The organism is Pseudomonas sp. B23(2017), from assembly GCF_002113725.1.
GTDB lineage: Bacteria > Pseudomonadota > Gammaproteobacteria > Pseudomonadales > Pseudomonadaceae > Aquipseudomonas > Aquipseudomonas putida_Z.
Map to the genome: position 1 here is coordinate 168355 of NZ_NEJM01000002.1, position 24713 is coordinate 193067.

The window sequence follows — 24713 nt, forward strand, 5'->3', positions numbered from 1 at the left end:
TCAGTTCTCGCAGACGACGTAGACGCTGGCGCACAGGTCCGGGTAGACCATGCCGAGGGCCTGGCAGGCATCCATGAATCGATCGTCGATCAGTTGACTCTGCAGGGCCTTGTCCAGCTGGAAGTTGGCCAGAGGCTTGAAGAACACGCCGCCTCGCTGGCGCACGGTCCAGCCGGCGCCACGTACTTCCTGCTCAAGGGTGTCGAGGCTGTAGGTCACGCGGTGGCCGTGCAGGCGCTCGCCTTCGGTGACGGCGCTGTTGTGCTCGATAAGACCCATCTTCACCGCGATCTGGCGCGATGGTGCGTTGGCGTTGGGGACGGCGATGAACAGCCGGCCGCCGGGCGCCAGCCAGCCACGCACACGCTCCAGCACGCCACGGCGGTCGTCCAGGTGTTCCAGCGTGTGGATCAGGAAAATGTTGCTGTAGCGCGGTTCGACCTGGGCTTGTTCGAACGTGCTGCAGATGAACTGGATGGGCGCATCGACACGCTTGCGCGTCACCTCGATCAGGTCGCTGGCCGCCTCGATCACCGTCAGGTCGGAGAAACGCTTGGCGAACAGGGCGGTGAAGGCGCCTTCGAAGCAGCCCATCTCCAGCGCCGGGCCGTTGACCAGCCAGGGCGAGAAGGTGTCCAGCATGTAGCCCCTGAGCCGCGCATCGAAATCATAGAAATAGCTGCGGTGCGCGTTGTCCTGGAACTCTTTGTTGTAGTCGCGTGTGGTCATGGGGCTCATCCCTGGTTCTTGCGGTAAAAGCGCTGATCTTCAGGCTGGTACCACTCATGAAGGGTTGTCGGGGTACGGGCATACCAGCCGAGCAGTTGTTGGACCGCAGGCGGTTGCGAGACGCAGAAGGCTTCGCCGAGCGCCCGGCAGTAGTCGAATTGCGGCTTGAAATGGCTGCGGGTGAAGGTCAGGGTAAGGCAACGGCGGGGCAGGGTGGTGCGGTTGACCCCGGCGGCGTGCCAGATGCGCGAATCGAACAGGTAGATCGAGCCTGCGCGGCCCAGGGCCATGTGCGCCTGGGCTTCAAAAATGGCGTCGGTGGGCTTGTGCGGGGCGCCATGTGAACCCGGCAGGAACAGCGTTGCACCGTTGTCGGCGGTGAAGTCGTCCAGCAGCACCAGGGCCTGGGCCATCTGCATGTTCTCGGCAGACCACGAACGGACATCACGGTGCACGTTGCGAACGTAGGCATCGGTACTGTTCAGGTTGTTCAAGCCGCCAAAGGAGTTGAGTATCGGCACACCGCCGAGCATGTGCGCGAGGGTGTCGACCAGCCCCCAGTCGGCGAACCTGGCCAGCAGTTCAGGGAAGTGGCTGTCACGGGTGATGATGTGGTGGGCCGTCTGCTCCGTGCGCTGGGTGATGCCGTTTTCCAGTTGTACCTGGCGGCATCGCTCGATGGCCGTGGCCAGGTCGTTGCGCAAATGGTCGAGCAGCGGTTGGGCGATCAGGTCGGGTACGCAAGCGTAGCCATTGCGCTGCAGGGTTTCGTGCAGTGCATTCATCGGCCTTGCTCCTGCTCATCGCGCCAGTGGCGATAGTCTTCGGCGGTGACGCCGAGCAGGATCCGGTCCCAACGTTGCCCTTTTCGATAGTACCACTGGCGCTGGACCCCTTCGATGGACCACGGCACCTTGCGCGTGTAGGTGGCGAGGGAGGCTTCGTTGTATTCGATGATGGTCGTCCACAGGCGATGCAGGCCCAGTTCATCGAAGGCGTAGCGCATGACCGTGCTGATCACCTCGGTGCCATAGCCTTGGCCACGCAGTGAACTGTCGCCGATCATCATGCCGTGCTCTGCCGTGCCGTTCTTCCAGTCGATCCCCACCAGGTTGGCCGTGCCGATCAGGCCGTGCTGGGCGACCTCGATACCAAAGCGTTGATTCAGCGGGTCACCCTTGAGGCCTAGCAGCCAATCCCGCTGAGCTTCGCGCGAGACGGGGAAGTGCCAGCCGCCCAGCAGGCTCCACAGGGCTTCATCGTTGGACCAGCGGTGCAACATGGGCAGGTCTTCGAGTTCCAGTGCTCTGAGCACGATGCGTTGGCCGTTGATGCTCATGGTGTCCTCATATGCAGGATGACGGCGTCGGCCAGGCGGTGCATGTCCGTGGCCCCGTAGCGTTGGTCCATCGGCAGTGGCAACAGGCATTCGGCCAGATGCCGCTCCAGCGCGGGTGTCGTCGGGTTGTCGATCAGTTCCCGCCAGTAGCAGGGAACATAGATGGCTTGGTCGAGCAGGTGCCTGCGCAGGCGGTTTGCCTGGGCAGGCGAATCGAGCAGCAGCGGGTAGCACAGGGCCGCAGGCAGCTCGCCGGGCCAGGCGCTGAAGCGATTGCAGCCGTCCAGCCGCTCGCGCAGCAGGGTCAGATTGTTGCGGCGCCGGTCAGCCACGCTTGCATAGTCGATGCTGTCGAGGATGCGCGCGGTGCTGGCGGACATGGCTCGAACGCCTTGCTCGGCCAGTGCTGCCTCATTTGCCTGATATTCGTTGTAGTGCTGCTCGGCCGCCTGCTCGAGCCTTCCGAGCAGTGCCGCGAAGCGGTAGCGCGAAGCGCTGGGCTGTGCCTCGGGCATCCGGGCGGGGCCATTGACCAGCCAGCCACCATCGGCCACACCGACGAACTTGCGCGGCGAGTAGAGGGTGGCAATGCCTGGCAATGCCTGGCTGAACAATGCCTGGGAGTTGTCGATGATCAACTGCTGCCCGTAGCGGGGCGCGAGCACCTGGCGGACGTAGTCGGCCTTGAGCCCGAAGTAGTCGACGTACAACAGACCTTCGTCGGCAGCCACGTCAGGCAGGGCGGCCAGGGAGAGTTCGGCGTCCAGCGTGTAGCGGCACACTTCGATGTCCAGGCCGGCCAGCGCTTGTTCAAGGACGGCGCAGATATAGTGGGGCAGGTGGACACGGCGCAGATCACGTGCCTGCATCAAGGCGCGAAAGGCCGAGCGGGCACTGTTGAACGCCTTGGCTTGTGGGTAGGGGTGCTGGCCGCTGCGCAGTTCCAGTTCGAAATAGCCGCCTATGGCCTCAGGCACTTTGGATTTCTCCGAGTCTGGCCCAGGTACCCACCACTTCTGGCTCCTGGAACATCAAGGCGTCGAGGATCGACAGCCCGGCAACGAAGGGTTGGCTGTCGCTGCCCTGGGAATATGGGGGCAGCGTGGCGCCAAGCAGTTCCAGGGTGATGCCGGCTTGCTGGAATGCCTCGGCCTGGTACAAGTGCCCGCCACCGATCGGGTTGAGGTAATGGGTTGCGCCGCACGCCTGAACGATCTGAATGACCCGCTCCTGGCTCGAGGCCTCGCCGGTGATGGGCAGCGCGCTTGCGCGTGATATCGGTGTGTCGATGCCGAGCAGCGTGCAGCAGGCCTTGAGCAGGCGCTCATCAAGCGTTGCGATGCTGTCAGCGGACGGGGTGAGCAGCGCTTCCAGCCAGGCCATCACCGGCGCGCGACGGGGCGCCTTGCGGTAGGCGAAGTCGAGCTTGTTGAGCAGGTCGGCGAGCTCGAACTGTTCGGCAATGCGCCGCTGCATGATGTGCTGGGTATGGCTGGCCTTGGCCAGGGCGATACGAAACCACTTGGCTTCGCCGTCGAGCAGATAACGGTTGCGCTCGATCCAGCCGTTCTTGATGAATTGCACATTGTCATAGAGGACAAAGTGATCCGCAGCAGCGATCAGCTGGAAATAACCCAGGTATGGCAGGAAGTACGGCTGCATCAAGGCAACCCGATGACGCCCGGGCGAACGGGGGGCGGTCTGTCGGGTCATGCCTGGCGAGCCTGCAGCAGGATATCGATGATCTGTTCCTGGGATGGTACGTCCAGGTCCGGATAGATCGGCAGGCACAGCACCTGGCTCGAGATCCTCAGGGCGTTGGGCAGGCGTTCCAGATTGGAGCTGGCCAGGCCCCGGTACATGGGGAATTCGCAGATCAGTGGGTAGAAGTAACGGCGCACCAGGATGTCCTGGTCGCGATAGCGCTGGTACAGCGCATCGCGCGAGATACCGAAGCGTTGTTCATCGATCAGGATGGGGCAATAGGCGTAGTTCCAGTCGAGCCCTTCCGGCTGTTGCAGCAGGGAGATACCGTCAACGTCTTCCAGGGCCCGGCGGTAGCGCTCGAAGACCTGGCGGCGGCGCTGCAGGGCATCATCGATGTGGCGCAGTTGCAACACACCGAACGCTGCCTGGATCTCGTTCATCTTGCCGTTGATGCCGGTGGCCATGATCACGGTTTCATCGACAAAGCCGAAATTCTTCAGGAAATCGATACGGCGCTTGAGCTTTTCGTCCTGGCAGATGATCGCACCGCCCTCGAAGGTGTTGAATACCTTGGTGGCGTGGAAGCTGAGGATCGACAGGTCGCCATTGTCGAGAATGCTGCGCCCGTCCTGGCGTACACCAAAGGCGTGGGCGGCGTCATAGATCACCTTCAGGCCGTAGGTGTCTGCGATCTCCTGGATGGCACCGATGTCGCAAGGGATGCCATAGCAATGGACCGGGAGAATTGCCGTGGTCTCAGGGGTGATCGCTTCGATGACGCGTTGTGGGTCCAGGTTGTTGGTACGCGGATCGATGTCGACGAAGACTGGCTTGAGGTTGTTCCACAAAAGCGAATGGGCTGTGGCGACGAAGGAGTAGGGGGTGGTGATGACTTCGCCCGTCACGCGTAGCGCCTGCAGCGCTGTCACCAGCGCCAGGGTGCCATTGGAGAACAGCGATATGTGTTTGACGCCCAGGTATTCGGCCAGCTCACTTTCCAGCTGTTGATGGAACGGCCCTGCATTGGTCAGGCGCTTGCTTTTCCAGATACTCTCCAGATAAGGAAGGAACTCTTCCAGGGGGGGCAGGAGAGGGCTGGTTACGGTGATCGGTTTGGCCATGGCGGCACTGCTCGTTTTTTCGGTTATAGAAGCAGGGCAAGCTGGTTCCTGCCGCTGAACAACGTGCGCAGACGAGGTTTCGCCATGAAACCGACGGCCGGCACCGGGTTGATGGGTTGATAGCAAGAAGTCGGCCAACCTTCTCCATTGGTATGATTGTGTTCAATCTGTCGTTGATCGTGACTTGGCAGTCGAAACGTGCATCTTTAATCTATTGAGTCTGTGGGTAGTCCCGTCGCCGTGGGGTGCAAGTTCTGGCAGCCATGGCCGCGTTACCTGCGAATTTTTGCCATTTCCATCGGGAAGCCACAATGATTGGCATCAAAAGCATCGCCAGTTACGTACCTGTAGAAGGCGTGGATAACTACGCTCAGGGTGCGAAATTCGGCAAGGATCAGGATTTCATCTTCGGCAAGATCGGTTCGACCTTCTTGCCGCGCAAGGATGCGGCCCAGGAAACCTCTGACCTGTGTGTCGAGGCGGCCAGGACGCTGTTCGCTGCCAATCCATCGCTTGACCCGGCGGCCATCGATGCGGTGATCGTGGTCACTCAGAATGGTGATGCCGAAGGCCTGCCGCATACGGCCGCGATCGTCCAGCACAAGCTGGGGCTGTCGACGCATGTCGCGGCGTTCGATGTTTCCCTGGGCTGCTCCGGCTACGTCTATGGGTTGTATGCGATGAAGGGCTTCATGGAAGCGGCGGGCCTGAAGAATGGCCTGCTGATTACCGCCGACCCCTATTCGAAGATCGTCGACCCCGAGGATCGCAACACGACCATGTTGTTCGGGGATGCCGCGACCGCGACCTGGATGGGCGAAGATGCTGCCTGGCAGCTTGGCAGATCGCTGTTCGGCAGCGATGGTGCAGGTGCCGAGCACTTGCGCACCACCGACGGCAAGTTCTTCATGAACGGCCGTCAGGTCTACAACTTCGCCCTGGTCAAAGTGCCTGCGCACCTGCAGCAGTTGCTCGAGGCCAGCCAGTTGCGCGCCGAGGACATCGACCTGTACTGCCTGCATCAGGGCAGCGCGGCGATCGTTGATGCCGTGTCTGCGCGCTTCGATGAGGGCGCGCACAAGCAGAAGTTCGTCAAGGACATGGTCGAGACCGGCAATACCGTGTCGTCGAGCATCCCGTTGCTGCTGGAAAAGCACGTGATGAACTCGCAGCACAAGCGCGTTGCGCTCAGTGGCTTCGGCGTCGGCCTGTCCTGGGGTTCGGCGATCATCGAGCGCAACGGCTGATCGAGCGTCACCCTCGCGTTATCAAAGAAGCGCTGCCCGACCTCGGGCCGCGCTTCTTTCGTTTCTGATGATGGTTTTCTGGCGTCAAACCCTTGATTTCATTGGGATGGCCGGATGCCAGCAAAAAAAGTGAGAAATCGCCCTAAAGCAAACTGCCCTGACGACGATAAACATTACGAAGGTTCTCTGTGCCACACCCGGCGAATTGCCAAGGCCGGAAGCCGTAGTACCCAATCCAACGAGGAATTCGTCATGGCTTTGACTGTTAACACCAACACCACCTCTCTGGGCGTTCAGAAAAACCTGAACCGTGCTTCCGATGCGCTGAGCACCTCGATGACCCGTCTGTCCTCCGGCCTGAAAATCAACAGCGCCAAAGACGACGCCGCCGGCCTGCAGATCGCTACCCGCATGACCTCGCAGATCCGTGGTCAGACCATGGCTATCAAAAACGCCAACGACGGTATCTCCATCGCCCAGACCGCTGAAGGCGCGATGCAAGAGCAGACCAACATCCTGCAGCGTATGCGTGAACTGGCCGTTCAGTCCCGAAACGACTCGAACAGCACCAACGACCGTGTCGCTCTGGACAAAGAATTCCAGTCGATGGCTTCGGAACTGACCCGTATCGCCAACAGCACCCAGCTGAACGGCAAGAACCTGCTGGACGGTTCGGCTTCGGTCATGACCTTCCAGGTTGGTTCCAACACCGGTTCCGCCAACCAGATCACCATCGACCTGAGCGCCAAGTTCACCGCTTCGGACCTGGGCGTTACTTCCTCGATCAACATTCAGGGTTCCGACACCACCACCGCCGAAGCCAACTTCAGCGCTGCTGTTTCGGCCATCGACGCCGCTCTGCAAACCATCAACAGCAACCGTGCTGACCTGGGTGCCGCGCAGAACCGTCTGACCAGCACCATCAACAACCTGCAAAACATCAACGAAAACGCCGAAGCTGCTCGTGGCCGTGTACAGGACACCGACTTCGCTGCTGAAACTGCCCAGCTGACCAAGCAGCAGACCCTGCAGCAAGCTTCCACCTCGGTTCTGGCCCAGGCCAACCAGCTGCCGTCGGCAGTACTGAAGCTGCTGGGCTAATCTGCCTGGTTGCTGGCGGGGAAGTGCTGGTAAGGCACTTCCCCGCCTTTTCATTGCGAGGTGGTGGGCATGGACATGAGCGTCAAGCTGAACCTGTCTTATCCGGCCGCACGTCCGGCCGAGCAGGTTGCCGAAAAACCGGTTGCCCGGTCGACGGAAAACGTAAAACCCGAAGACGACAAGAAAGACGCCAAGGCGGTGCAGGATGCCGACAAGGTCAAACATGCCGTTTCGGAGATCGAAAAGTTCCTGAAGGCGTCGCAGCGCAATCTGGAATTTTCCACGGATGAAGAATCCGGCAAGATCGTGGTCAAAGTCATCGCTACCGACAGTGGTGAACTGATTCGCCAGTTGCCCTCGGAAGAGGCCCTGCGGATCGCTCACAGCCTGAGCGATGTCAAAAGTGTTCTGTTCGACGCCAAGGTATAGTTGGCGGCGAACACCAATGAAGTGAAGCATGTCTGTCCCGCAGGAGCGGGTTGACGCGTTGATGAGAGGGACTACAGCATGGCAAGCCCGATTACTTCCAGTACAGGCCTGGGTTCTGGTCTCAACATTACCGAGATCGTGACCGCGTTGGTCAAGGCCGATACATCCGCCAAGCAGGCGCAGATCACTCGGCAAACCAGCAACAACACTGCGATGATTTCGGGTATTGGCTCGCTGCGCAGTGCCCTCACGGCATTCCAGGACGCCATGAAGGCGCTCAACAACAAGGATGCGCCGTCGTTCAACGCCTATGCAGCGACCTCGGCCAACGAGTCGGTGGTCAAGGTCAAGTCGAGCAACTCTGCGGTAGCGGGTAGCTATGACATCGTGGTGGACAAGCTGGCCACCAGCTCGAAAGTGGCCAGCCAGCAGTTCAGCGGTGGTGCCACCAGCCCGATCAGTGCTGGCCAGCTGACCATCAGCCAGAACGGCAAGACCTACAACCTGGACGTGGCCAGTGGTGCGACGCTGCAAAGTGTGCGCGACCAGATCAACAAGGAAATGAGCGCCAACGGCATTTCCGCCAACATCGTCAACGAGGAAGGCGGCTCGCGCCTGGTGCTCAGCTCGACCACCACAGGTGCGGGGACTGACATTTCCCTGAGCGGTATCGCCGAGCTGACAATCGATGGCACCACGCAGATGTCCGGGACCGGTGCGGGCTTCATCACTGCCAAGGCCCAGGACGCTGAACTGACCATCGACGGCTTGAAGGTCAAGAGTGCCTCCAACACGCTCGATAGCGCCATCAGCGGCATGACCCTGGAGTTGACCGGGGTCAGCCCGAAGGCCAGCGGCGTCCCCACTGGTACGCCGACCGCGGTCACCGTTGCGGCGGACAACGATGGCCTGAAGAAGTCGGTCCAGAGCTTCGTCGATGCCTACAATACGCTGCAGAAGGCGATCACGTCGCTGACGTCGACCAGCCGTGATGACGATGACAAGCTGGTGCTCGGCCCGCTCACCAACGACCCGACCACCCGCTCTCTGTTGGGTGATGTGCGCAAGGTGCTGAGTGAGGTGGGGGCCGGCGACCAGCTGACCACGCTGAGCCAGTTGGGTATCAACACCCAGAAAGATGGCACGCTCGAATTCAACAGCAGCAAGTTCACCGCGGCGATGAACGACAAGAAGCTCGGCCCGGAAGTGCAGGAGCTGTTCACCGGTACCGACGGCATCTTCGAGCGCATGAACAAGGCCATCGATCCTTACAACAAGACCGATGGCAGCCTTGCAACGCGCAAGTCGAACCTCGACAAGGCAGTCTCGGAACTGGCCAACCAGCAGGCCGCGCTTGATCGCCGCACCGAGTCGCTGACTGAATCGCTGACCAAGAAGTACGTGGCCCTGGACACCGCCCTGGGCAAGATGAAAGCCCAGGCCGACCAGATCACCTCGATCTTCGAAGCGATCAACGCCCAGGCCAAGAAATCCTGATCGGCTGAACATGCCAAAAGCCCGGCGGCGTCCGCGAGACGCCCCGGGCTTTTTGCTTTTCCCCTAAAGTTTTTTGACGTACAGGCGATACAGCAGGTACAAGCAACTTTTTACCGCAGCAACGAGGCAGATCCATGAACCCGATGTTGGCCCTTCGGCAGTACCAGAAAGTCAACGGCGCAGCGCAGACGTCCGAAGCCAGCCCGCACCGCCTGGTGCAGATGCTCATGCAGGGCGGCCTTGATCGCATGGCGCAGGCCAAGGGCGCCATTGCCCGCAACGACATCGCGCAAAGGGGCATCCTCATCGGCAAGGCCATTGACATCATCGGCGGCTTGCGCGAAGGCCTGGACCTGGAAAACCATGCCGACAGCCTGGCTGAGCTGGACAGCTTGTACATGTACATGAGCCGTCGCCTGATCGAGGCCAACGTCAAGGGTGACCCGGCCATCATCGACGAGGTCGCGCGCCTGCTGATCACTGTGAAGGAAGGTTGGGACGCAATCGGCGATCAGTCGTCGGCTTCCTGATAAAGGAGGATGACATGAACGAAGTAATCGCCCGGATCGAGCAGACTCGGGAAATGCTGCTGGCGGCGCTGGCCGAGCGCAACTGGGAAGCGGTGGGTGAGCTGGACCTGGAATGCCGCTTGCGCATCGGTGACATGGTGAGCGAGGCGAAAGGCAACGAGGCCGATGTCAGTGCCAGCCTTGAGCAGTTGCTGGCCGTATACCGTCAACTAATCGATGTTGCAAGTGGCGAACGTCAATCCTTGGTGGATGAAATGACGAAAATCCGTCAGGCGAAGAACGCGGCAAAGGTATACCATCTATTCACCTGACCACAGATGTTGCCAAAAGCCATGCGCCATTAATTTGACTGGCTGGTGTTTTTTGACTTTACTAGTGGCTGTTTTCGAATTTCAGACGTCCGAACACTGACCATTCAGTCGGAATGATGTCGAGCACGCCCTCGGGCGCCGATATGACTAGGGAAGTTGCTATTGCATGTGGCGTGAAACCAAGATTCTGCTGATCGACGACGACAGCGCACGCCGCCGCGACCTGGCGGTGGTGCTTAACTTCCTCGGCGAAGAAAACCTCGCTTGCTCCAGCCAGGACTGGCAGCAGGTGGTCGAGCCATTGTCTTCGAGTCGCGAAGTGCTGTGCGTGCTCATTGGCACTGTAAACGCCCCGGGCAGTGTGCTTGGGCTCGTTAAGACAGTGGCTGGGTGGGATGAGTTCCTTCCGGTTCTGCTTTTAGGTGAAATTTCTTCTGCGGAGTTCCCGGAAGACCTTCGCCGCCGGGTGCTTTCCAACCTGGAAATGCCGCCAAGCTACAGCCAGCTGCTGGATTCGCTGCACCGTGCCCAGGTCTATCGCGAGATGTACGACCAGGCGCGCGAGCGTGGCCGCCAGCGCGAACCCAACCTGTTCCGCAGCCTGGTCGGTACCAGCCGTGCCATCCAGCACGTGCGGCAGATGATGCAGCAGGTGGCCGATACCGATGCCAGCGTGCTGATCCTGGGTGAGTCTGGCACCGGCAAGGAAGTGGTCGCGCGCAACCTGCACTACCATTCCAAGCGCCGCGAAGCGCCGTTCGTGCCGGTCAACTGCGGCGCGATCCCGGCCGAGCTGCTGGAAAGCGAACTGTTCGGTCACGAGAAGGGCGCCTTCACCGGGGCGATCACCAGCCGTGCCGGGCGTTTCGAGCTGGCCAATGGCGGTACCCTGTTCCTCGACGAAATCGGCGACATGCCGTTGCCGATGCAGGTCAAGCTGTTGCGCGTACTGCAGGAGCGTACCTTCGAGCGCGTGGGCAGCAACAAGACCCAGAGCATCGATGTGCGCATCATTGCCGCGACCCACAAGAACCTCGAGACCATGATCGAGGAGGGCACGTTCCGCGAAGACCTGTACTACCGCCTGAACGTGTTCCCCATCGAGATGGCGCCGCTGCGTGAACGGGTGGAAGACATCCCGCTGCTGATGAACGAGCTGATCTCGCGCATGGAGCACGAGAAGCGCGGGTCCATCCGCTTCAACTCCGCGTCGATCATGTCGCTGTGTCGCCACGGCTGGCCGGGCAACGTGCGCGAGCTGGCCAACCTGGTCGAGCGCATGGCGATCATGCACCCGTACGGGGTGATTGGCGTGTCCGAGCTGCCGAAGAAATTCCGTTACGTCGATGACGAAGACGAGCAGATGGTCGACAGCCTGCGCAGCGACCTGGAAGAGCGCGTCGCAATCAACGGCCATACGCCGAACTTCAGCAACCACGCCATGCTGCCACCTGAAGGCCTGGACCTGAAGGACTACCTGGGTAGCCTGGAACAGGGTCTGATCCAGCAGGCGCTGGATGATGCCAACGGTATCGTTGCGCGCGCGGCTGAACGTTTGCGTATACGTCGTACCACCCTGGTCGAGAAGATGCGCAAGTACGGCATGAGCCGCCAGGGTGGCGAGGAACAGGCGGAGGATTGACGGCTGGCGGTTGCCTGTACCGGCCTCTTCGCGGGCGCGCCCGCTCCCACAGGATCGATGCACAGCTTGAATTCGGTGATCCCTGTGGGAGCGGGCAAGCCCGCGAAGAGGCCGGCACAGGGAGCCAAAATCTCCAGTACTACGCAAGGCTTGAAGCCTGCACGGTCCCTGTGGGAGCGGGCAAGCCCGCGAAGAGGCCGGCACAGCCAACCCAAATCCCTATCTCCGGCACGGCTATTGCTACACCGCTGGCAACACACCGTTTTTATGACGGTCAGCCACGCGAGAGAGCAAGATGCCCCAGGCCGCCCACGTATCCCTAGCCCCCGATCCGCAGGGGCAAACCCCGATCGAGCAGGAAAGCCGTCAGGGTCTCGAGCAGGCCTTCGCCCTGTTCAGTCAGGTATCCACCCAACTGAGTCAGTCCTACAGCCTGCTCGAAGCCCGGGTCAGCGAACTCAAGGGCGAGCTGGCGGTGGTCAGCGCCCAGCGCATCGATGAACTGAGCGAAAAGGAACGCCTGGCCAACCGCCTGCAGAACCTGCTGGACCTGCTGCCCGGCGGAGTGATCGTGATCGATGGCCAGGGCCTGGTACGCGAAGCCAACCCGGCCGCCTGCGAACTGCTCGGCGAGCCGCTGGTCGGCCAGCTGTGGCGCCAGGTGATCGCCCGCAGCTTTGCCCCGCGCAAGGATGACGGTCACGAAGTCTCGCTGCGCGACGGCCGCCGTCTGTCCATTGCCACTCGCTCGCTGGATGCCGAGCCTGGCCAATTGGTGTTGCTCAACGACCTGACCGAAACCCGTCGCCTGCAAGACCAGCTGGCTCGCCACGAGCGCCTGTCTTCGCTGGGGCGCATGGTCGCCTCGCTGGCGCACCAGATCCGCACGCCACTGTCGGCGGCGATGCTCTACGCCAGCCACCTGGCTGATCCCGAGCAAGACCTGAGCGCGGAAACCCGCCAGCGCTTTGCCGGCACTCTGAAGGAGCGCCTGCACGAGCTGGAACACCAGGTGCGCGACATGCTGGTATTCGCCCGTGGCGAGCTGCCGCTGAATGATCGAGTCACGCCAAAAGCCTTGTTCCAGGCCCTGCAGCAGGCTGCCCAGGCGCATGTGCAAGGGCACGCCGTGCGCTGGCAGTGCGACAGCCACCTGGGTGAGCTGCTGTGCAACCGCGACACCCTGGTTGGTGCATTGCTCAACCTGATCGAAAATGCGCTGCAAGCCAGCGACGGCCCGGCGCGACTGAAGGTGCACCTGTTCCGCCGCGAGCGCAGCCTGCACCTGTGTGTAAGCGACGCCGGCAGTGGCATCGATGCCAACCTGCTCGGCCGCCTGGGCGAACCGTTCCTGACCACCAAGGCTACCGGCACCGGCTTGGGCCTGGCTGTGGTCAAGGCCGTGGTGCGTGCGCACCAGGGTACGCTGCGCCTGCGCTCGAGGGTTGGCCGTGGTACCTGTGTGCGGGTGGAGCTGCCGTTGATCGACGGGCAACTGGCGGAGGGCATGTAATGGCGATCAAGGTGCTGCTGGTCGAGGATGACCGCGTATTGCGCCAGGCGCTGGGCGATACCCTGGAAATCGGCGGCTTCGCCTACCAGGCGGTGGGCAGTGCCGAAGAAGCGCTGGAAGCAGTACTGGAGGAGGCCTTCAGCCTGGTAGTCAGCGATGTGAACATGCCTGGCATGGATGGGCATCAACTGCTGGCCCAGCTGCGCCGCCAGCAACCGCAACTGCCCGTGTTGCTGATGACCGCGCATGCCGCGGTGGAGCGTGCCGTCGAGGCGATGCGCCAAGGGGCTGCCGACTATCTGGTCAAGCCATTCGAACCCAAGGCCTTGCTCAGCCTGGTCGAGCGGCATGCCGCCGGGCGCGTGGCTGAAGAGGAAGGCCCGGTGGCCTGCGAGCCGGCCAGTCGACAGTTGCTGGAGCTGGCCACGCGGGTGGCGCGCAGTGACTCTACCGTGCTGATTTCCGGCGAATCCGGTACCGGCAAGGAAGTGCTGGCGCGCTTCATTCACCAGCAGTCGCCGCGGGCGGCGCAGCCCTTCGTGGCGATCAATTGTGCTGCCATCCCCGACAACATGCTCGAGGCCACCCTGTTCGGCCACGAGAAGGGTGCCTTCACCGGCGCCATCGCTGCCCAGGCCGGCAAGTTCGAGCAGGCCGAAGGTGGCACCTTGCTGCTCGACGAAATCTCGGAAATGCCAATGGCCTTGCAGGCCAAGCTGCTGCGCGTGCTGCAGGAGCGCGAGGTGGAGCGGGTGGGTGGGCGCAAGCCGATCAGCCTGGATATTCGCGTGCTGGCCACCACCAACCGTGACCTGGCTGGCGAAGTGGCGGCCGGGCGTTTCCGTGAAGACTTGTACTACCGCCTGTCGGTGTTCCCTCTGGCCTGGCGCCCGCTGCGCGAACGCCCGGGTGACATCCTGCAACTGGCCGAGCGCCTGTTGGCGCGTCACGTGGCGAAGATGAAGCACGCCCCCGTGCAGCTGTCGCCCCAGGCCCGAGCCTGCCTGCAGGCGTATGCCTGGCCGGGCAACGTACGCGAACTGGACAACGCCCTGCAGCGGGCGCTGATCCTGCAGCAGGGCGGGGTGATCGAGGCGGCGGATTTTTGTCTGGCAGGCGCCATTCCATTGTCAGCTGGCATCGAGCCATCATCCGAGGTGGTGGCCGAGCCCGGCGGGCTGGGCGATGACATGCGTCGTCATGAGTACCAGATGATCATCGACACCCTGCGCGCCGAGCGCGGCCGCCGCAAAGAGGCGGCCGAACGCCTGGGGATAAGCCCGCGTACCCTGCGCTACAAGCTGGCGCAGATGCGCGATGCCGGGTTTGACGTCGAGGCCAGCCTGTTCGGCTGAAGATCGAAAGGGGCTGCTGCGCAGCCCATCGCCGGCAAGCCAGCTCCCACAGAGCCCCGCGCTGTACCTGTGGGAGCTGGCTTGCCGGCGATGGGGCGCGAAGCGGCCCCAGATTGTCTGGCATACATAGGCTGGCACCTTTGTTGCTTTAGGTTGGCTATCCGCCGCATCACTGTCAAAAAAATGCGGCCGCAGGAGAGAGAAGGGTCATGAGCCAAGGTGTTGAATTCAATCGTCTGATGTTGGACATGCGGGCCATGCAGGCCGATGCCATGTCGCTGCCCAAGGTGGCCGCCGCCCCCGAGTTGGCACCCGGGCAAAGTACCTTTGCCGACATGCTCGGCCAGGCCATCGGCAAGGTGCATGAGACGCAGCAGGCTTCGACCCAGTTGGCCAACGCCTTCGAGATCGGCAAGAGTGGCGTCGACCTGACCGACGTGATGATCGCTTCGCAAAAGGCCAGCGTGTCGATGCAGGCCCTGACCCAGGTACGCAACAAGCTGGTCCAGGCGTACCAGGACATCATGCAGATGCCGGTTTGAGGACGGACGTAAACCATGGCTGAAGCAGTCGTCGACAACCCCCCTGCCAAAAGCGGCCCGCCCGCGGCCAAGCCGCCGCTGTTCGGCATGGCGTTTCTGGAAAACATCGCGCAGATGCCCATGCTGCGTCAGATCGGCCTTCTGGTCGGCCTGGCCGCCAGCGTGGCGATCGGCTTTGCCGTGGTGCTGTGGTCGCAACAACCCGATTACCGTCCGCTGTACGGCAGCCTCGCGGGCATGGACACCAAGCAGGTCATGGACACCCTGGCCGCCGCCGACATCCCCTACAACGTCGAGCCCAATTCCGGTGCTCTGCTGGTCAAGGCCGACGACCTCTCCCGTGCGCGCCTGAAACTGGCGGCCGCCGGTGTGGCACCAAGCGATGGCAACGTCGGTTTCGAGCTGCTCGACAAGGAGCAGGGCCTGGGCACCAGCCAGTTCATGGAAGCCACCCGTTACCGTCGCAGCCTGGAAGGCGAGCTGGCGCGTACCGTGTCCAGCCTGAACAACGTAAAGGGCGCGCGCGTGCACCTGGCCATCCCGAAAAGCTCGGTGTTCGTGCGTGACGAACGCAAGCCCAGCGCCTCGGTACTGGTCGAACTGTACCCGGGCCGTGCCCTGGAAGCCGGGCAGGTGATGGCCATCGTCAACCTGGTCGCCACAAGCGTGCCGGAACTGGACAAGTCCCAGGTCACCGTGGTCGACCAGAAGGGCAACCTGCTGTCCGAGCAGATCCAGGACACCGCCCTGACCCAGGCAGGCAAACAGTTCGACTACAGCCGCCGGGTGGAAAGCATGCTCACCCAGCGGGTGCACAACATCCTGCAGCCGGTGCTGGGCAATGACCGCTACAAGGCCGAAGTGTCCGCCGACCTGGACTTCAGTGCGGTCGAGTCCACCTCCGAGCAGTTCAACCCAGACCAGCCGGCGCTGCGCAGCGAGCAGTCGGTCGATGAACAACGTGCCAGCAGCCAGGGGCCGCAAGGTGTGCCCGGTGCGCTGAGCAACCAGCCGCCAGGCCCGGCCTCGGCACCGCAGACCACCGGTGGTGCCGCTACCCCGGCCGCGGCCATCCAGCCTGGCCAGCCGCTGGTGGATGCCAACGGCCAGCAGATCATGGACCCGGCCACCGGCCAGCCGATGCTTGCGCCGTACCCCTCGGACAAGCGCCAGCAAAGCACCAAGAACTTCGAGCTGGACCGTTCCATCAGCCACACCCGCCAGCAGCAGGGGCGCATGACCCGCCTGTCGGTGGCGGTGGTGGTGGACGACCAGGTCAAGATCGACCCGGCCACCGGCGACGCCACCCGTGCGCCATGGGGCGCCGAGGACCTGGCACGCTTCACTCGCCTGGTGCAGGACGCGGTCGGCTTCGATGCCAGCCGTGGCGACAGCGTGACGGTGATCAACGTGCCGTTCGCCGCCGACCGCGGCGAAGAGATCACCGACATCGCCTTCTACCAGCAGCCGTGGTTCTGGGACATCGTCAAGCAAGTGCTGGGCGTGGTGTTCATCCTGGTGCTGGTGTTCGGTGTGCTGCGCCCGGTGCTGAACAACATTACAGGGGGCGGCAAGCAGGCTGCCCCGGATAGCGACATGGAGCTGGGCGGCATGATGGGTCTGGATGGCGAACTGGCCAACGACCGCGTCAGTCTGGGTGGCCCGACAAGCATTCTGCTGCCTAGCCCGAACGAGGGTTACGAGGCACAGCTCAACGCAATCAAAGGCCTGGTGGCCGAAGACCCGGGCCGCGTTGCCCAGGTCGTGAAAGAGTGGATCAACGCCGATGAGTGATAACCGAGCCGTTACCGCCAAGCTGAGCCGCGTCGACAAGGCGGCGATCCTCCTGCTTTCGCTGGGCGAGACCGATGCCGCCCAGGTGCTGCGGCACATGGGGCCCAAGGAAGTGCAGCGGGTGGGTGTGGCCATGGCGCAGATGGGCAATGTGCACCGTGAACAGGTCGAGCAGGTGATGAGCGAGTTCGTCGAAATCGTCGGCGACCAGACCAGCCTGGGCGTGGGCTCCGATGCCTATATCCGCAAGATGCTCAACCAGGCCCTGGGCGAGGACAAGGCCAACGGCCTGGTCGACCGCATCCTGCTCGGTGGCAACACCAGCGGCCTGGACAGCCTGAAGTGGATGGAGCCGCGCGCCGTTGCCGACGTGATCCGTTACGAGCACCCGCAGATCCAGGCCATCGTGGTTGCCTACCTCGACCCCGACCAGGCCGGCGAAGTGCTGAGCAACTTCGACCACAAGGTGCGCCTGGACATCGTCCTGCGCGTGTCGTCGCTGAACACCGTGCAGCCGGCGGCGCTGAAGGAGCTGAACCAGATCCTCGAGAAGCAGTTCTCGGGCAACTCCAACGCGGCGCGTACCACCTTGGGCGGCATCAAGCGCGCCGCCGACATCATGAACTTCCTCGACAGCTCGGTGGAAGGTGCACTGATGGACGCGATCCGCGAGATCGACAGCGACCTGTCGGAGCAGATCGAAGACCTGATGTTCGTCTTCAACAACCTGGCCGACGTCGACGACCGTGGCATCCAGGCGTTGCTGCGCGAAGTCTCGTCCGACGTGCTGGTGGTGTCGCTCAAGGGCGCCGACGAGCGGGTCAAGGACAAGATCTTCAAGAACATGTCCAAACGTGCCTCGGAGCTGTTGCGCGACGACCTGGAGGCCAAGGGGCCGGTGCGGGTCAGCGACGTGGAAACGGCGCAGAAGGAAATCCTCACCATCGCCCGCCGCATGGCCGAGGCCGGCGAGATCGTGCTCGGCGGCAAGGGTGCCGAGGAAATGATCTAAGGTATTCGCGATCTGAAGGCCGACGCCACCCCTTGTGGGAGCGGGTTTACCCGCGAAGGCGTCGGACCTGGCGATAGAGGTTGTCGCTGCCGACGCATTCGCGGGTAAACCCGCTCCCACAGGGACCGTGTCGGCTGAACATGGTTTGAGAACATGACAGCATGCCCACCAAAGAACATCACCCCAGCGACCTGATCCGCGCCCGCGACCTCGAGGGCGTGGATGTATGGGCGCTGCCCAGCTTCGACCCGGAACCGGAGCCTGAGCCCGAACCGGCGCCGGAACCCGAGGTAATCGAGGAAGAAGTCGAGGAAGTGCCGCTGGAAGAAGTCCAGCCACTGACCCTGGAAGAACTCGAGGCCATCCGCCAGGAGGCCTACAACGAAGGCTTCGCCACCGGTGAGCGCGAGGGCTTCCATAGCACCCAGCTCAAGGTCCGCCAGGAAGCCGAAGAGGCCCTGAAGACCAAGCTGGAGAGCCTCGACCGGCTGATGACCAACCTGATGGAGCCGATCGCCGAGCAGGACACGCAGATCGAGAAAACCCTGGTCCACCTGGTGGCTCACATGACCCGCCAGGTGATCGGTCGCGAACTGCGGGGCGATTCCAGCCAGATCACCCAGGTACTGCGCGAAGCGCTCAAGCTGCTGCCCATGGGCGCGGACAATATCCGCATCCACCTCAACCCGCAGGATTTCGAGCTGGCCAAGGCCCTGCGCGAGCGCCATGAGGAAAGCTGGCGGCTGCTCGAGGACAGCGCACTGCTACCAGGCGGCTGCCGTATCGAGACTGCGCACAGCCGCATCGACGCGACCATGGAAACCCGCATCGAGAAAGCCGTGGCACAACTGTTCGACCAGTTGCACGACCATTCGCTGCACCCGGCAGCGCCGGACATGTCGGTAGACCTGGACAGCCTGCCAGAGCGCGCCGTGGGTAGCCCGGATGCAACTTGAGCGCACCAGTTTCGGCAAGCGCCTGGGCAGTTACGCCGAGGCCATCGAGCTGCCGGCCCAGCCCATCGTCGAAGGCCGCCTGCTGCGCATGGTCGGCCTCACCCTGGAAGCCGAAGGCCTGCGCGCTGCAGTCGGCAGCCGCTGCCTGGTAATCAACGACGACAGCTACCACCCGGTGCAGGTGGAGGCCGAAGTCATGGGCTTTGCCGGGTCCAAGGTATTCCTCATGCCGGTCGGCAGCATTGTCGGCATCGCCCCCGGCGCCCGGGTGGTGCCGCTGGATGACAGCGGCCGCCTGCCCATGGGCATGAGCATGCTTGGCCGGGTGCTGGACGGCGCCGGCCGCGCGCTGGATGGCAAGGGCGGGATGAAGGCCGAGGACTGGGTGCCGATGGACGGCCCGGTGATCAACCCGTTGAACCGCGACCCCATCAGCAAGCCGCTGGACGTGGGCATTCGCAGCATCAATGGCCTGCTCACCGTCGGTCGCGGCCAGCGCCTGGGCCTGTTCGCCGGTACCGGGGTGGGCAAGTCGGTGTTGCTGGGCATGATGACCCGCTTCACCGAAGCCGAGATCATCGTCGTCGGCCTGATCGGCGAGCGGGGCCGCGAGGTCAAGGAGTTCATCGAGCATATCCTTGGTGAGGAAGGCCTCAAGCGCTCGGTGGTGGTCGCTTCGCCCGCCGACGATGCGCCATTGATGCGCCTGCGGGCCGCCATGTACTGCACACGTATTGCCGAGTACTTCCGCGACAAGGGCAAGAACGTGCTGTTGCTGATGGACTCGCTGACCCGTTTTGCCCAGGCCCAGCGTGAAATCGCCTTGGCCATCGGCGAACCGCCGGCCACCCGGGGTTACCCGCCGTCGGTGTTTGCCAAACTGCCCAAGCTGGTGGAGCGGGCCGGCAACGGCGAGCCAGGTGGTGGTTCGATCACCGCGTTCTATACCGTGTTGTCCGAGGGTGACGACCAGCAGGACCCGATTGCCGACGCGGCGCGCGGTGTGCTCGATGGCCACTTCGTGCTGTCGCGGCGGCTGGCCGATGAAGGCCATTACCCGGCCATCGACATCGAAGCCTCGATCAGCCGGGTCATGCCCCAGGTGGTCGATGCCGACCATTTGCGCCAGGCGCAAAAGTTCAAGCAGTTGTGGTCGCGCCTGTCGCAAAGCCGCGACCTGATCAGCGTGGGTGCCTATGTGGCGGGTGGCGACCCGGAAACCGACCTGGCCATCGCCCTGCAATCGAAGCTGGTGGAGTTTTTGCGCCAGGGCCTGCGCGAGAGCGTGGGCATGGCGCAAAGCCGCGAACAGTTGGGGGCGATCTTTGCGCCCCCGGCGGGCGGTTGATAGGCCATGGCACTGCCCGGACGTGCCGCGCGCCTGGCGCCGGTGGTGGACATGGCCGAAGAGGCCGAGCGCCAGGCCGCTCAGCGCCTTGGGCAGTTCCAGCAGCAGGTGGCCATGGCACAGGCCAAGCTGGCCGAGCTCGAGCGGTTTCGCGAGGACTACCAACTGCAGTGGATCAACCGTGGCGGGCAGGGGGTAAACGGTAGCTGGCTGGTCAATTACCAGCGCTTCCTCGGGCAGCTGGAAACGGCCATGACCCAGCAGCGCCAGAGCCTGGTCTGGCACCAGAACAACCTCAACAACGCCCGCGGTACCTGGCAGCAGGCCTATGCCCGGGTGGAAGGCTTGCGCAAGCTGGTGCAGCGCTACCTGGACGAAGCCCGGCGGGCCGAAGACAAGCGCGAGCAGCGCTTGCTCGACGAGCTGTCACAACGCCTGCCGCGGCAGAATCACCTATAGCCTGTACTGACCTCTTCGCGGGTGAACCCGCTCCCACAGGTACGGCGCAGGATTCGAATTCGTGGAGATCCTGTGGGAGCGGGTTTACCCGCGAAGAGGCCGGGACAGGCAGCCCACATGCTTGCCACCCCCGGCATCGCCTGCTAAACCTTTAAGGAGTTGCATCCGCCATCATCGAAGGAATCGCTAGCATGGCAGTCGAGACTGATTTTTCGCAGGACGGGAAAAAGCTGACGATCAAGATCAAGGGGCGCTTCGATTTCGGCAAGCATCAGGAATTTCGTGACGCCTACGAACGCCAGCCCAGCCGGCCAGATTCGGTGGTTGTCGACCTGAAGGACACCACCTACCTCGACAGTTCCGCACTCGGCATGCTGCTGTTGCTGCGCGACCATGCGGGCGGCGATGAGTCGGATGTGCGTGTGGTGCATGCCAGCTCCGATGTGCGCAAGATCCTCGCCATCTCCAATTTCGAAAAACTCTTCGATATCAGTTGAGCGCCGACATGCCGGCCGAACAGACGTTGACCGTGCTGGTCGCCGAAGACGGTGCCGCCGACCGCCTGCTGCTGGCGCAGATCGTGCGCCGTCAGGGCCATCAGGTATTCACCGCGGAAAACGGCGAGCAGGCGGTGGCGCTGTTCGTCGAGCGGCGCCCGCAACTTGTGCTGCTGGATGCGCTGATGCCGGTGATGGATGGCTTCGAGGCGGCGCGGCAGATCAAGGCGCTGGCCGGCGAAGCGCTGGTGCCGATCATTTTCCTGACGTCATTGAACGAGGAGGAAGGCCTGGTGCGCTGCCTGGAGGCCGGGGGCGACGACTTCATGGCCAAGCCCTACAGTGCGGTGATCCTCGGTGCCAAGATACGCGCCATGGACCGCCTGCGCCGGCTGCAGGCCACCGTGCTGGAGCAGCGCGACCAGATTGCCCGGCACCACCACCACCTGCTCAACGAGCAGCGGGTGGCCAAGGCGGTGTTCGACAAGGTGGCCCACTCCGGCTGCCTGGCCGCGCCCAACATCCGCTACCTGCAATCGCCCTATGCGCTGTTCAATGGCGACCTGATGCTGGCCGCGTTCACCCCGTCCGGCGACATGCGCGTGCTGCTCGGCGATTTCACCGGCCACGGCCTGCCGGCGGCGGTAGGCGCCATGCCGCTGGCCGAAGTGTTCTACGGCATGACTGCCAAGGGCTACGGCATGGCGCAGATCCTGCGCGAGATGAATGCCAAGCTCAAACGTATCCTGCCGGTGGACATGTTCTGTTGTGCGCTGCTGCTCAACCTCAGCATGCAGCGCGGTTCGGTGGAAGTGTGGAACGGCGGCATGCCTGATGGCTATCGCCTGGCAGTGGATGGCCAGGTGCTGTCGGTGCTGACGTCGCGACACCTGCCGCTGGGCATCCTGGACGCCGAGCGTTTCGATGACAGTACCGAAGTGTTGCCGCTGGCACCGGGCGAGCGCCTGCTGCTGCTGTCGGACGGCGTGCTGGACACCGCCGACGACCAGGAGCGCCTGTTCGGTGTACAGCGCCTGCGCAGGGTGCTGGCCGACAACCGGGACCCGGTGCGGTTGTTCGACGAAGTGATGCAGGCCCTGGAGCGCTTTGGCGGGCGCCCGCGCGATGACATCAGCCTGTGCGACATTCGCATGTTCAGCGCCGAGGAGCGGGTGCCGGCGCCGATGATCTACTCTGATAGCGGCCGCTCCAGCCCGCTGGACTGGTCGCTGGGGTTCGAGGTGCGTGGCCAGAGCCTGAAGCGCTTCAACCCGGTGCCGTACCTGGTGCAGTTGTTGCAGGAGATTCATGGCCTGCGCGCGCGTACCGGCAACCTGCACAGCGTGCTCAGCGAGCTGTATTCCAATGCCCTGGAGCATGGCGTGCTGGGCCTGGACTCGCAGCTCAAGCGCGATGTACAGGGCTTTGCCGACTATTATCAGGAACGCGCCCGGCGCCTTGGGGTTCTGACCGACGGTTACGTGCGCATCGATTTCAAGGTTGAACCGCAAGCCGACGGCGGGCGTCTGATGATCGAGGTCCGTGACAGTGGTGCCGGGTTCGATGTGCAACGGGTGCTGTCGCGGCCCTCGCTGGAGCAGGGGCTGAGCGGGCGAGGCCTGAACCTGGTGAGGCGGCTGGCCAGCAGCGCGCACTGGAGTGAGGGCGGGCGCTGCGCGCATGTGGAGTTCGTCTGGTGAGCCACGGGTTGGCTCGGGCATAATCTGGCTTGATCAAGGAGTGAACAAGTGACTGACATGCATATTGACCACAAGGTACTCAGCGACCTGCGTGAGGTCATGGAAGATGGCTACCTGCAGTTGGTGCAAACCTTTCTCGAAGACTCCGAACGGCGCCTGGGCCAGCTGCACGCGGCCCAAAATGCCGAAGAGCTCGGCTCCGCGGCCCACAGTTTCAAGGGCAGCAGCAGCAACATGGGCGCGGTTGCATTGGCCAGCCTGTGCCAGCAGCTGGAGGAGCGCGCACGGCGGCCCCCGCTGTATGGCATCGAAGACCTGATCAACCGCATCGACCAAGAGTTCCTCGAGGTGCAGGGCTTCTACCGAGGTGAGCAGCAGCGCATTTCGGCGGGTTGAAACACGACTTGGCGCGAGTCTTGCCTGTCTCTGGCTGGATGATTTTTTTGTTTTTGGCGCGGAGACCGCTCGATGCCTGTCGCACCCAACCCATTGTTGCAAGGCAACGCCATTGCCAACACCTCGCGTTCGGCCGCCGCACAGGCCGACAAGCCGCTGCAGGCGCCGGGCGACAAGGGCGACGGCTTCGGCCAGGTGATGGCCCGGCAGGGCCGCGACAAGGCCGCCGGGCAGGACGACAAGGTCGCCCAGGCCAAGCCCAAGGACAAGCCCAAGGACAAGCCCGAGGCGGCGCAGGGCGGCAAGAAAGCCGCTGCCGACAAACCCGCGATTGCCGATGACGGCAAACAATTGCCAGCCGACGACCAGGCCCAGGCCGACACCGGCTTGCGCGATGCCAGCCTGGTTGCCGGCCAGGTCACCGACGCCCAGCCTGGCGCACAACTGATCCAGGCCCAGGCCGAGGCGGTGGCGCCGGTGTTGCAGGCCGCCGCGGCGCAGGCGCAGGTCACCGCCGAGCTGCCCGAGGAGCCGGCCGCCGAGGAAGCCTTCGACCCTGACGCCGACCCTTTGGCCAACCTGCCTACCCTGCGCCTGGCGCTGGAACAAAGCGCCCAGGCCAAGGGAGCGACCTCGGCGCATGCCCTGAACCCTTCGCAGGCTCAGGGCGAAGAGGGGCAGATGGCCGTCAATACCTTGGCGAATCTGGTCGAGAATGCCGAGGGTGAAACGGGCGAGCCTGGCGACAAGGCCTTTGCCGGCTTGCTCGAAGATGGCCTGAAAGACACCAAGAGCGCTGGCAGCGATACACGCGTAGACGATTTCGCCAACCGCCTGGCCAACCTGACCCAGGCCGCCACGGCCAAGACCGCCAATGCCGTGCCGGCCAATGCCAGCCCATTGCACCAACCGCTGCCGATGAACCAGAACGCCTGGGCCGAGGGCCTGGTCAACCGGGTCATGTACCTGTCCAGCCAGAACCTCAAGTCGGCGGATATCCAGCTGGAACCGGCAGAACTGGGCCGCCTGGACATTCGCGTCAATGTTGCGACGGACCAGTCGACACAAGTCACCTTCATCAGCGGCCACGCCGGCGTGCGTGACGCCCTCGACAGCCAGGTGCACCGCCTGCGCGAGCTGTTTGCCCAGCAGGGGCTGGCACAGCCGGATGTCAACGTGGCCGACCAGTCGCGTGGGCAGCAACAACAGCAGCAGGGGCAGGCGCAGGGCAGCAACCTGTCCGGAGTGGCGGCGCGCCGGGCCGAGCAGGGCGGGGCAGAGGCAGTCGATAGCGCCCGGCCTGTGGAGCAGCAGGTGGTTGTTGGCGACAGTGCGGTCGATTACTACGCGTAGATCCCGATTGCCTGTACTGGCCTCTTCGCGGGTAAACCCGCTCCCACAAGTACAGTGCAGGCTTCGAAGCCTGTGGAGGTCCTGTGGGAGCGGGTTCACCCGCGAAGAAGCCAGCACAGTCGTTCCTGCTGAAAT

At 63.2% G+C, this 24713-nt stretch carries 25 protein-coding genes; 19 read left to right on the forward strand and 6 right to left on the reverse strand.

Annotation, left to right across the window (positions count from 1 at the left end):
- The 6 genes from CAG46_RS04090 to CAG46_RS04115 are packed head-to-tail and all read right to left on the reverse strand — an operon-like array spanning position 1 to position 4896.
- A complete protein-coding gene (locus CAG46_RS04090; RefSeq protein WP_085614572.1) occupies positions 1-729 on the reverse strand; it encodes a bifunctional 2-polyprenyl-6-hydroxyphenol methylase/3-demethylubiquinol 3-O-methyltransferase UbiG in 729 nt (242 codons plus the stop codon).
- Positions 730-734: 5 nt separating this feature from the next.
- Positions 735-1514 carry a phytanoyl-CoA dioxygenase family protein gene (locus CAG46_RS04095; RefSeq protein WP_085614541.1) on the reverse strand — a complete coding sequence of 260 codons (780 nt, stop codon included), beginning with the start codon at positions 1512-1514 and terminating at the stop codon, positions 735-737.
- The gene (locus CAG46_RS04100) at positions 1511-2068 is read right to left on the reverse strand and encodes a GNAT family N-acetyltransferase (protein WP_085589037.1); all 558 of its coding nucleotides are present in this window, start codon (positions 2066-2068) and stop codon (positions 1511-1513) included. Before CAG46_RS04100 ends, CAG46_RS04095 begins: the two co-directional genes overlap by 4 nt.
- Entirely contained in the window at positions 2065-3045 is a 981-nt protein-coding gene (locus CAG46_RS04105; protein WP_085614540.1) for a hypothetical protein, read from the reverse strand. Before CAG46_RS04105 ends, CAG46_RS04100 begins: the two co-directional genes overlap by 4 nt.
- Complete coding sequence (locus CAG46_RS04110) at positions 3038-3781, reverse strand: WbqC family protein (protein WP_178080674.1); 744 nt, start codon at positions 3779-3781, stop codon at positions 3038-3040. Before CAG46_RS04110 ends, CAG46_RS04105 begins: the two co-directional genes overlap by 8 nt.
- Entirely contained in the window at positions 3778-4896 is a 1119-nt protein-coding gene (locus tag CAG46_RS04115) for a DegT/DnrJ/EryC1/StrS aminotransferase family protein (protein ID WP_085614538.1), read from the reverse strand. The genes CAG46_RS04110 and CAG46_RS04115 overlap by 4 nt, the downstream gene beginning before the upstream one ends.
- 311 nt (positions 4897-5207) lie before the next feature.
- Between CAG46_RS04115 and CAG46_RS04120 the strand changes: the two genes are divergently transcribed.
- The 19 genes from CAG46_RS04120 to CAG46_RS04210 all read left to right on the forward strand — a co-directional run bounded on the left by CAG46_RS04120 (position 5208) and on the right by CAG46_RS04210 (position 24578).
- Positions 5208-6143: a ketoacyl-ACP synthase III gene (locus CAG46_RS04120; protein ID WP_085614537.1), complete on the forward strand. Its 936-nt coding sequence runs from the start codon at positions 5208-5210 to the stop codon at positions 6141-6143.
- A 252-nt stretch (positions 6144-6395) separates the two neighbouring features.
- Complete coding sequence (locus CAG46_RS04125; RefSeq protein ID WP_015271225.1) at positions 6396-7244, forward strand: flagellin domain-containing protein; 849 nt, start codon at positions 6396-6398, stop codon at positions 7242-7244.
- Between the two features lie 69 nt (positions 7245-7313).
- Complete coding sequence (locus CAG46_RS04130; RefSeq protein ID WP_015271224.1) at positions 7314-7673, forward strand: flagellar protein FlaG; 360 nt, start codon at positions 7314-7316, stop codon at positions 7671-7673.
- A 78-nt stretch (positions 7674-7751) separates the two neighbouring features.
- On the forward strand, positions 7752-9170 hold the full coding sequence (gene fliD / locus CAG46_RS04135; protein WP_085614536.1) for a flagellar filament capping protein FliD: 1419 nt from the start codon (positions 7752-7754) through the stop codon (positions 9168-9170).
- A gap of 134 nt (positions 9171-9304) precedes the next feature.
- Positions 9305-9700 carry a flagellar export chaperone FliS gene (gene fliS / locus CAG46_RS04140; protein WP_003257284.1) on the forward strand — a complete coding sequence of 132 codons (396 nt, stop codon included), beginning with the start codon at positions 9305-9307 and terminating at the stop codon, positions 9698-9700.
- Positions 9701-9714: 14 nt separating this feature from the next.
- Entirely contained in the window at positions 9715-10011 is a 297-nt protein-coding gene (locus CAG46_RS04145) for a flagellar protein FliT (RefSeq protein WP_075045931.1), read from the forward strand.
- A gap of 166 nt (positions 10012-10177) precedes the next feature.
- Positions 10178-11653, forward strand: coding sequence for a transcriptional regulator FleQ (gene fleQ, locus CAG46_RS04150; RefSeq protein WP_046614590.1), 1476 nt, complete (start codon positions 10178-10180; stop codon positions 11651-11653).
- A gap of 295 nt (positions 11654-11948) precedes the next feature.
- Positions 11949-13166 carry a PAS domain-containing sensor histidine kinase gene (locus CAG46_RS04155; RefSeq protein WP_085614535.1) on the forward strand — a complete coding sequence of 406 codons (1218 nt, stop codon included), beginning with the start codon at positions 11949-11951 and terminating at the stop codon, positions 13164-13166.
- Complete coding sequence (locus tag CAG46_RS04160; RefSeq protein ID WP_085614534.1) at positions 13166-14521, forward strand: sigma-54 dependent transcriptional regulator; 1356 nt, start codon at positions 13166-13168, stop codon at positions 14519-14521. Before CAG46_RS04155 ends, CAG46_RS04160 begins: the two co-directional genes overlap by 1 nt.
- A gap of 209 nt (positions 14522-14730) precedes the next feature.
- A complete protein-coding gene (gene fliE, locus CAG46_RS04165; protein WP_013973606.1) occupies positions 14731-15063 on the forward strand; it encodes a flagellar hook-basal body complex protein FliE in 333 nt (110 codons plus the stop codon).
- Positions 15064-15078: 15 nt separating this feature from the next.
- Complete coding sequence (gene fliF, locus CAG46_RS04170; RefSeq protein WP_025340086.1) at positions 15079-16857, forward strand: flagellar basal-body MS-ring/collar protein FliF; 1779 nt, start codon at positions 15079-15081, stop codon at positions 16855-16857.
- A complete protein-coding gene (gene fliG, locus CAG46_RS04175) occupies positions 16850-17869 on the forward strand; it encodes a flagellar motor switch protein FliG (RefSeq protein WP_003257289.1) in 1020 nt (339 codons plus the stop codon). The genes fliF and fliG overlap by 8 nt, the downstream gene beginning before the upstream one ends.
- 161 nt (positions 17870-18030) lie before the next feature.
- Positions 18031-18825: a flagellar assembly protein FliH gene (gene fliH / locus CAG46_RS04180; RefSeq protein ID WP_085614533.1), complete on the forward strand. Its 795-nt coding sequence runs from the start codon at positions 18031-18033 to the stop codon at positions 18823-18825.
- Positions 18815-20173, forward strand: coding sequence for a flagellar protein export ATPase FliI (gene fliI, locus CAG46_RS04185; RefSeq protein WP_085614532.1), 1359 nt, complete (start codon positions 18815-18817; stop codon positions 20171-20173). Before fliH ends, fliI begins: the two co-directional genes overlap by 11 nt.
- A gap of 6 nt (positions 20174-20179) precedes the next feature.
- On the forward strand, positions 20180-20632 hold the full coding sequence (gene fliJ, locus CAG46_RS04190) for a flagellar export protein FliJ (protein ID WP_085614531.1): 453 nt from the start codon (positions 20180-20182) through the stop codon (positions 20630-20632).
- A gap of 191 nt (positions 20633-20823) precedes the next feature.
- The gene (locus tag CAG46_RS04195; RefSeq protein ID WP_013973600.1) at positions 20824-21129 is read left to right on the forward strand and encodes an STAS domain-containing protein; all 306 of its coding nucleotides are present in this window, start codon (positions 20824-20826) and stop codon (positions 21127-21129) included.
- A gap of 8 nt (positions 21130-21137) precedes the next feature.
- The gene (locus tag CAG46_RS04200; RefSeq protein WP_085614530.1) at positions 21138-22829 is read left to right on the forward strand and encodes a fused response regulator/phosphatase; all 1692 of its coding nucleotides are present in this window, start codon (positions 21138-21140) and stop codon (positions 22827-22829) included.
- A gap of 48 nt (positions 22830-22877) precedes the next feature.
- Positions 22878-23225 (forward strand): Hpt domain-containing protein, encoded by a 348-nt coding sequence (locus tag CAG46_RS04205; RefSeq protein ID WP_061304343.1) that lies wholly within the window; start codon positions 22878-22880, stop codon positions 23223-23225.
- 72 nt (positions 23226-23297) lie between these two features.
- Positions 23298-24578 carry a flagellar hook-length control protein FliK gene (locus CAG46_RS04210; RefSeq protein WP_085614529.1) on the forward strand — a complete coding sequence of 427 codons (1281 nt, stop codon included), beginning with the start codon at positions 23298-23300 and terminating at the stop codon, positions 24576-24578.
- The last annotated feature ends 135 nt before the right edge of the window (positions 24579-24713 follow it).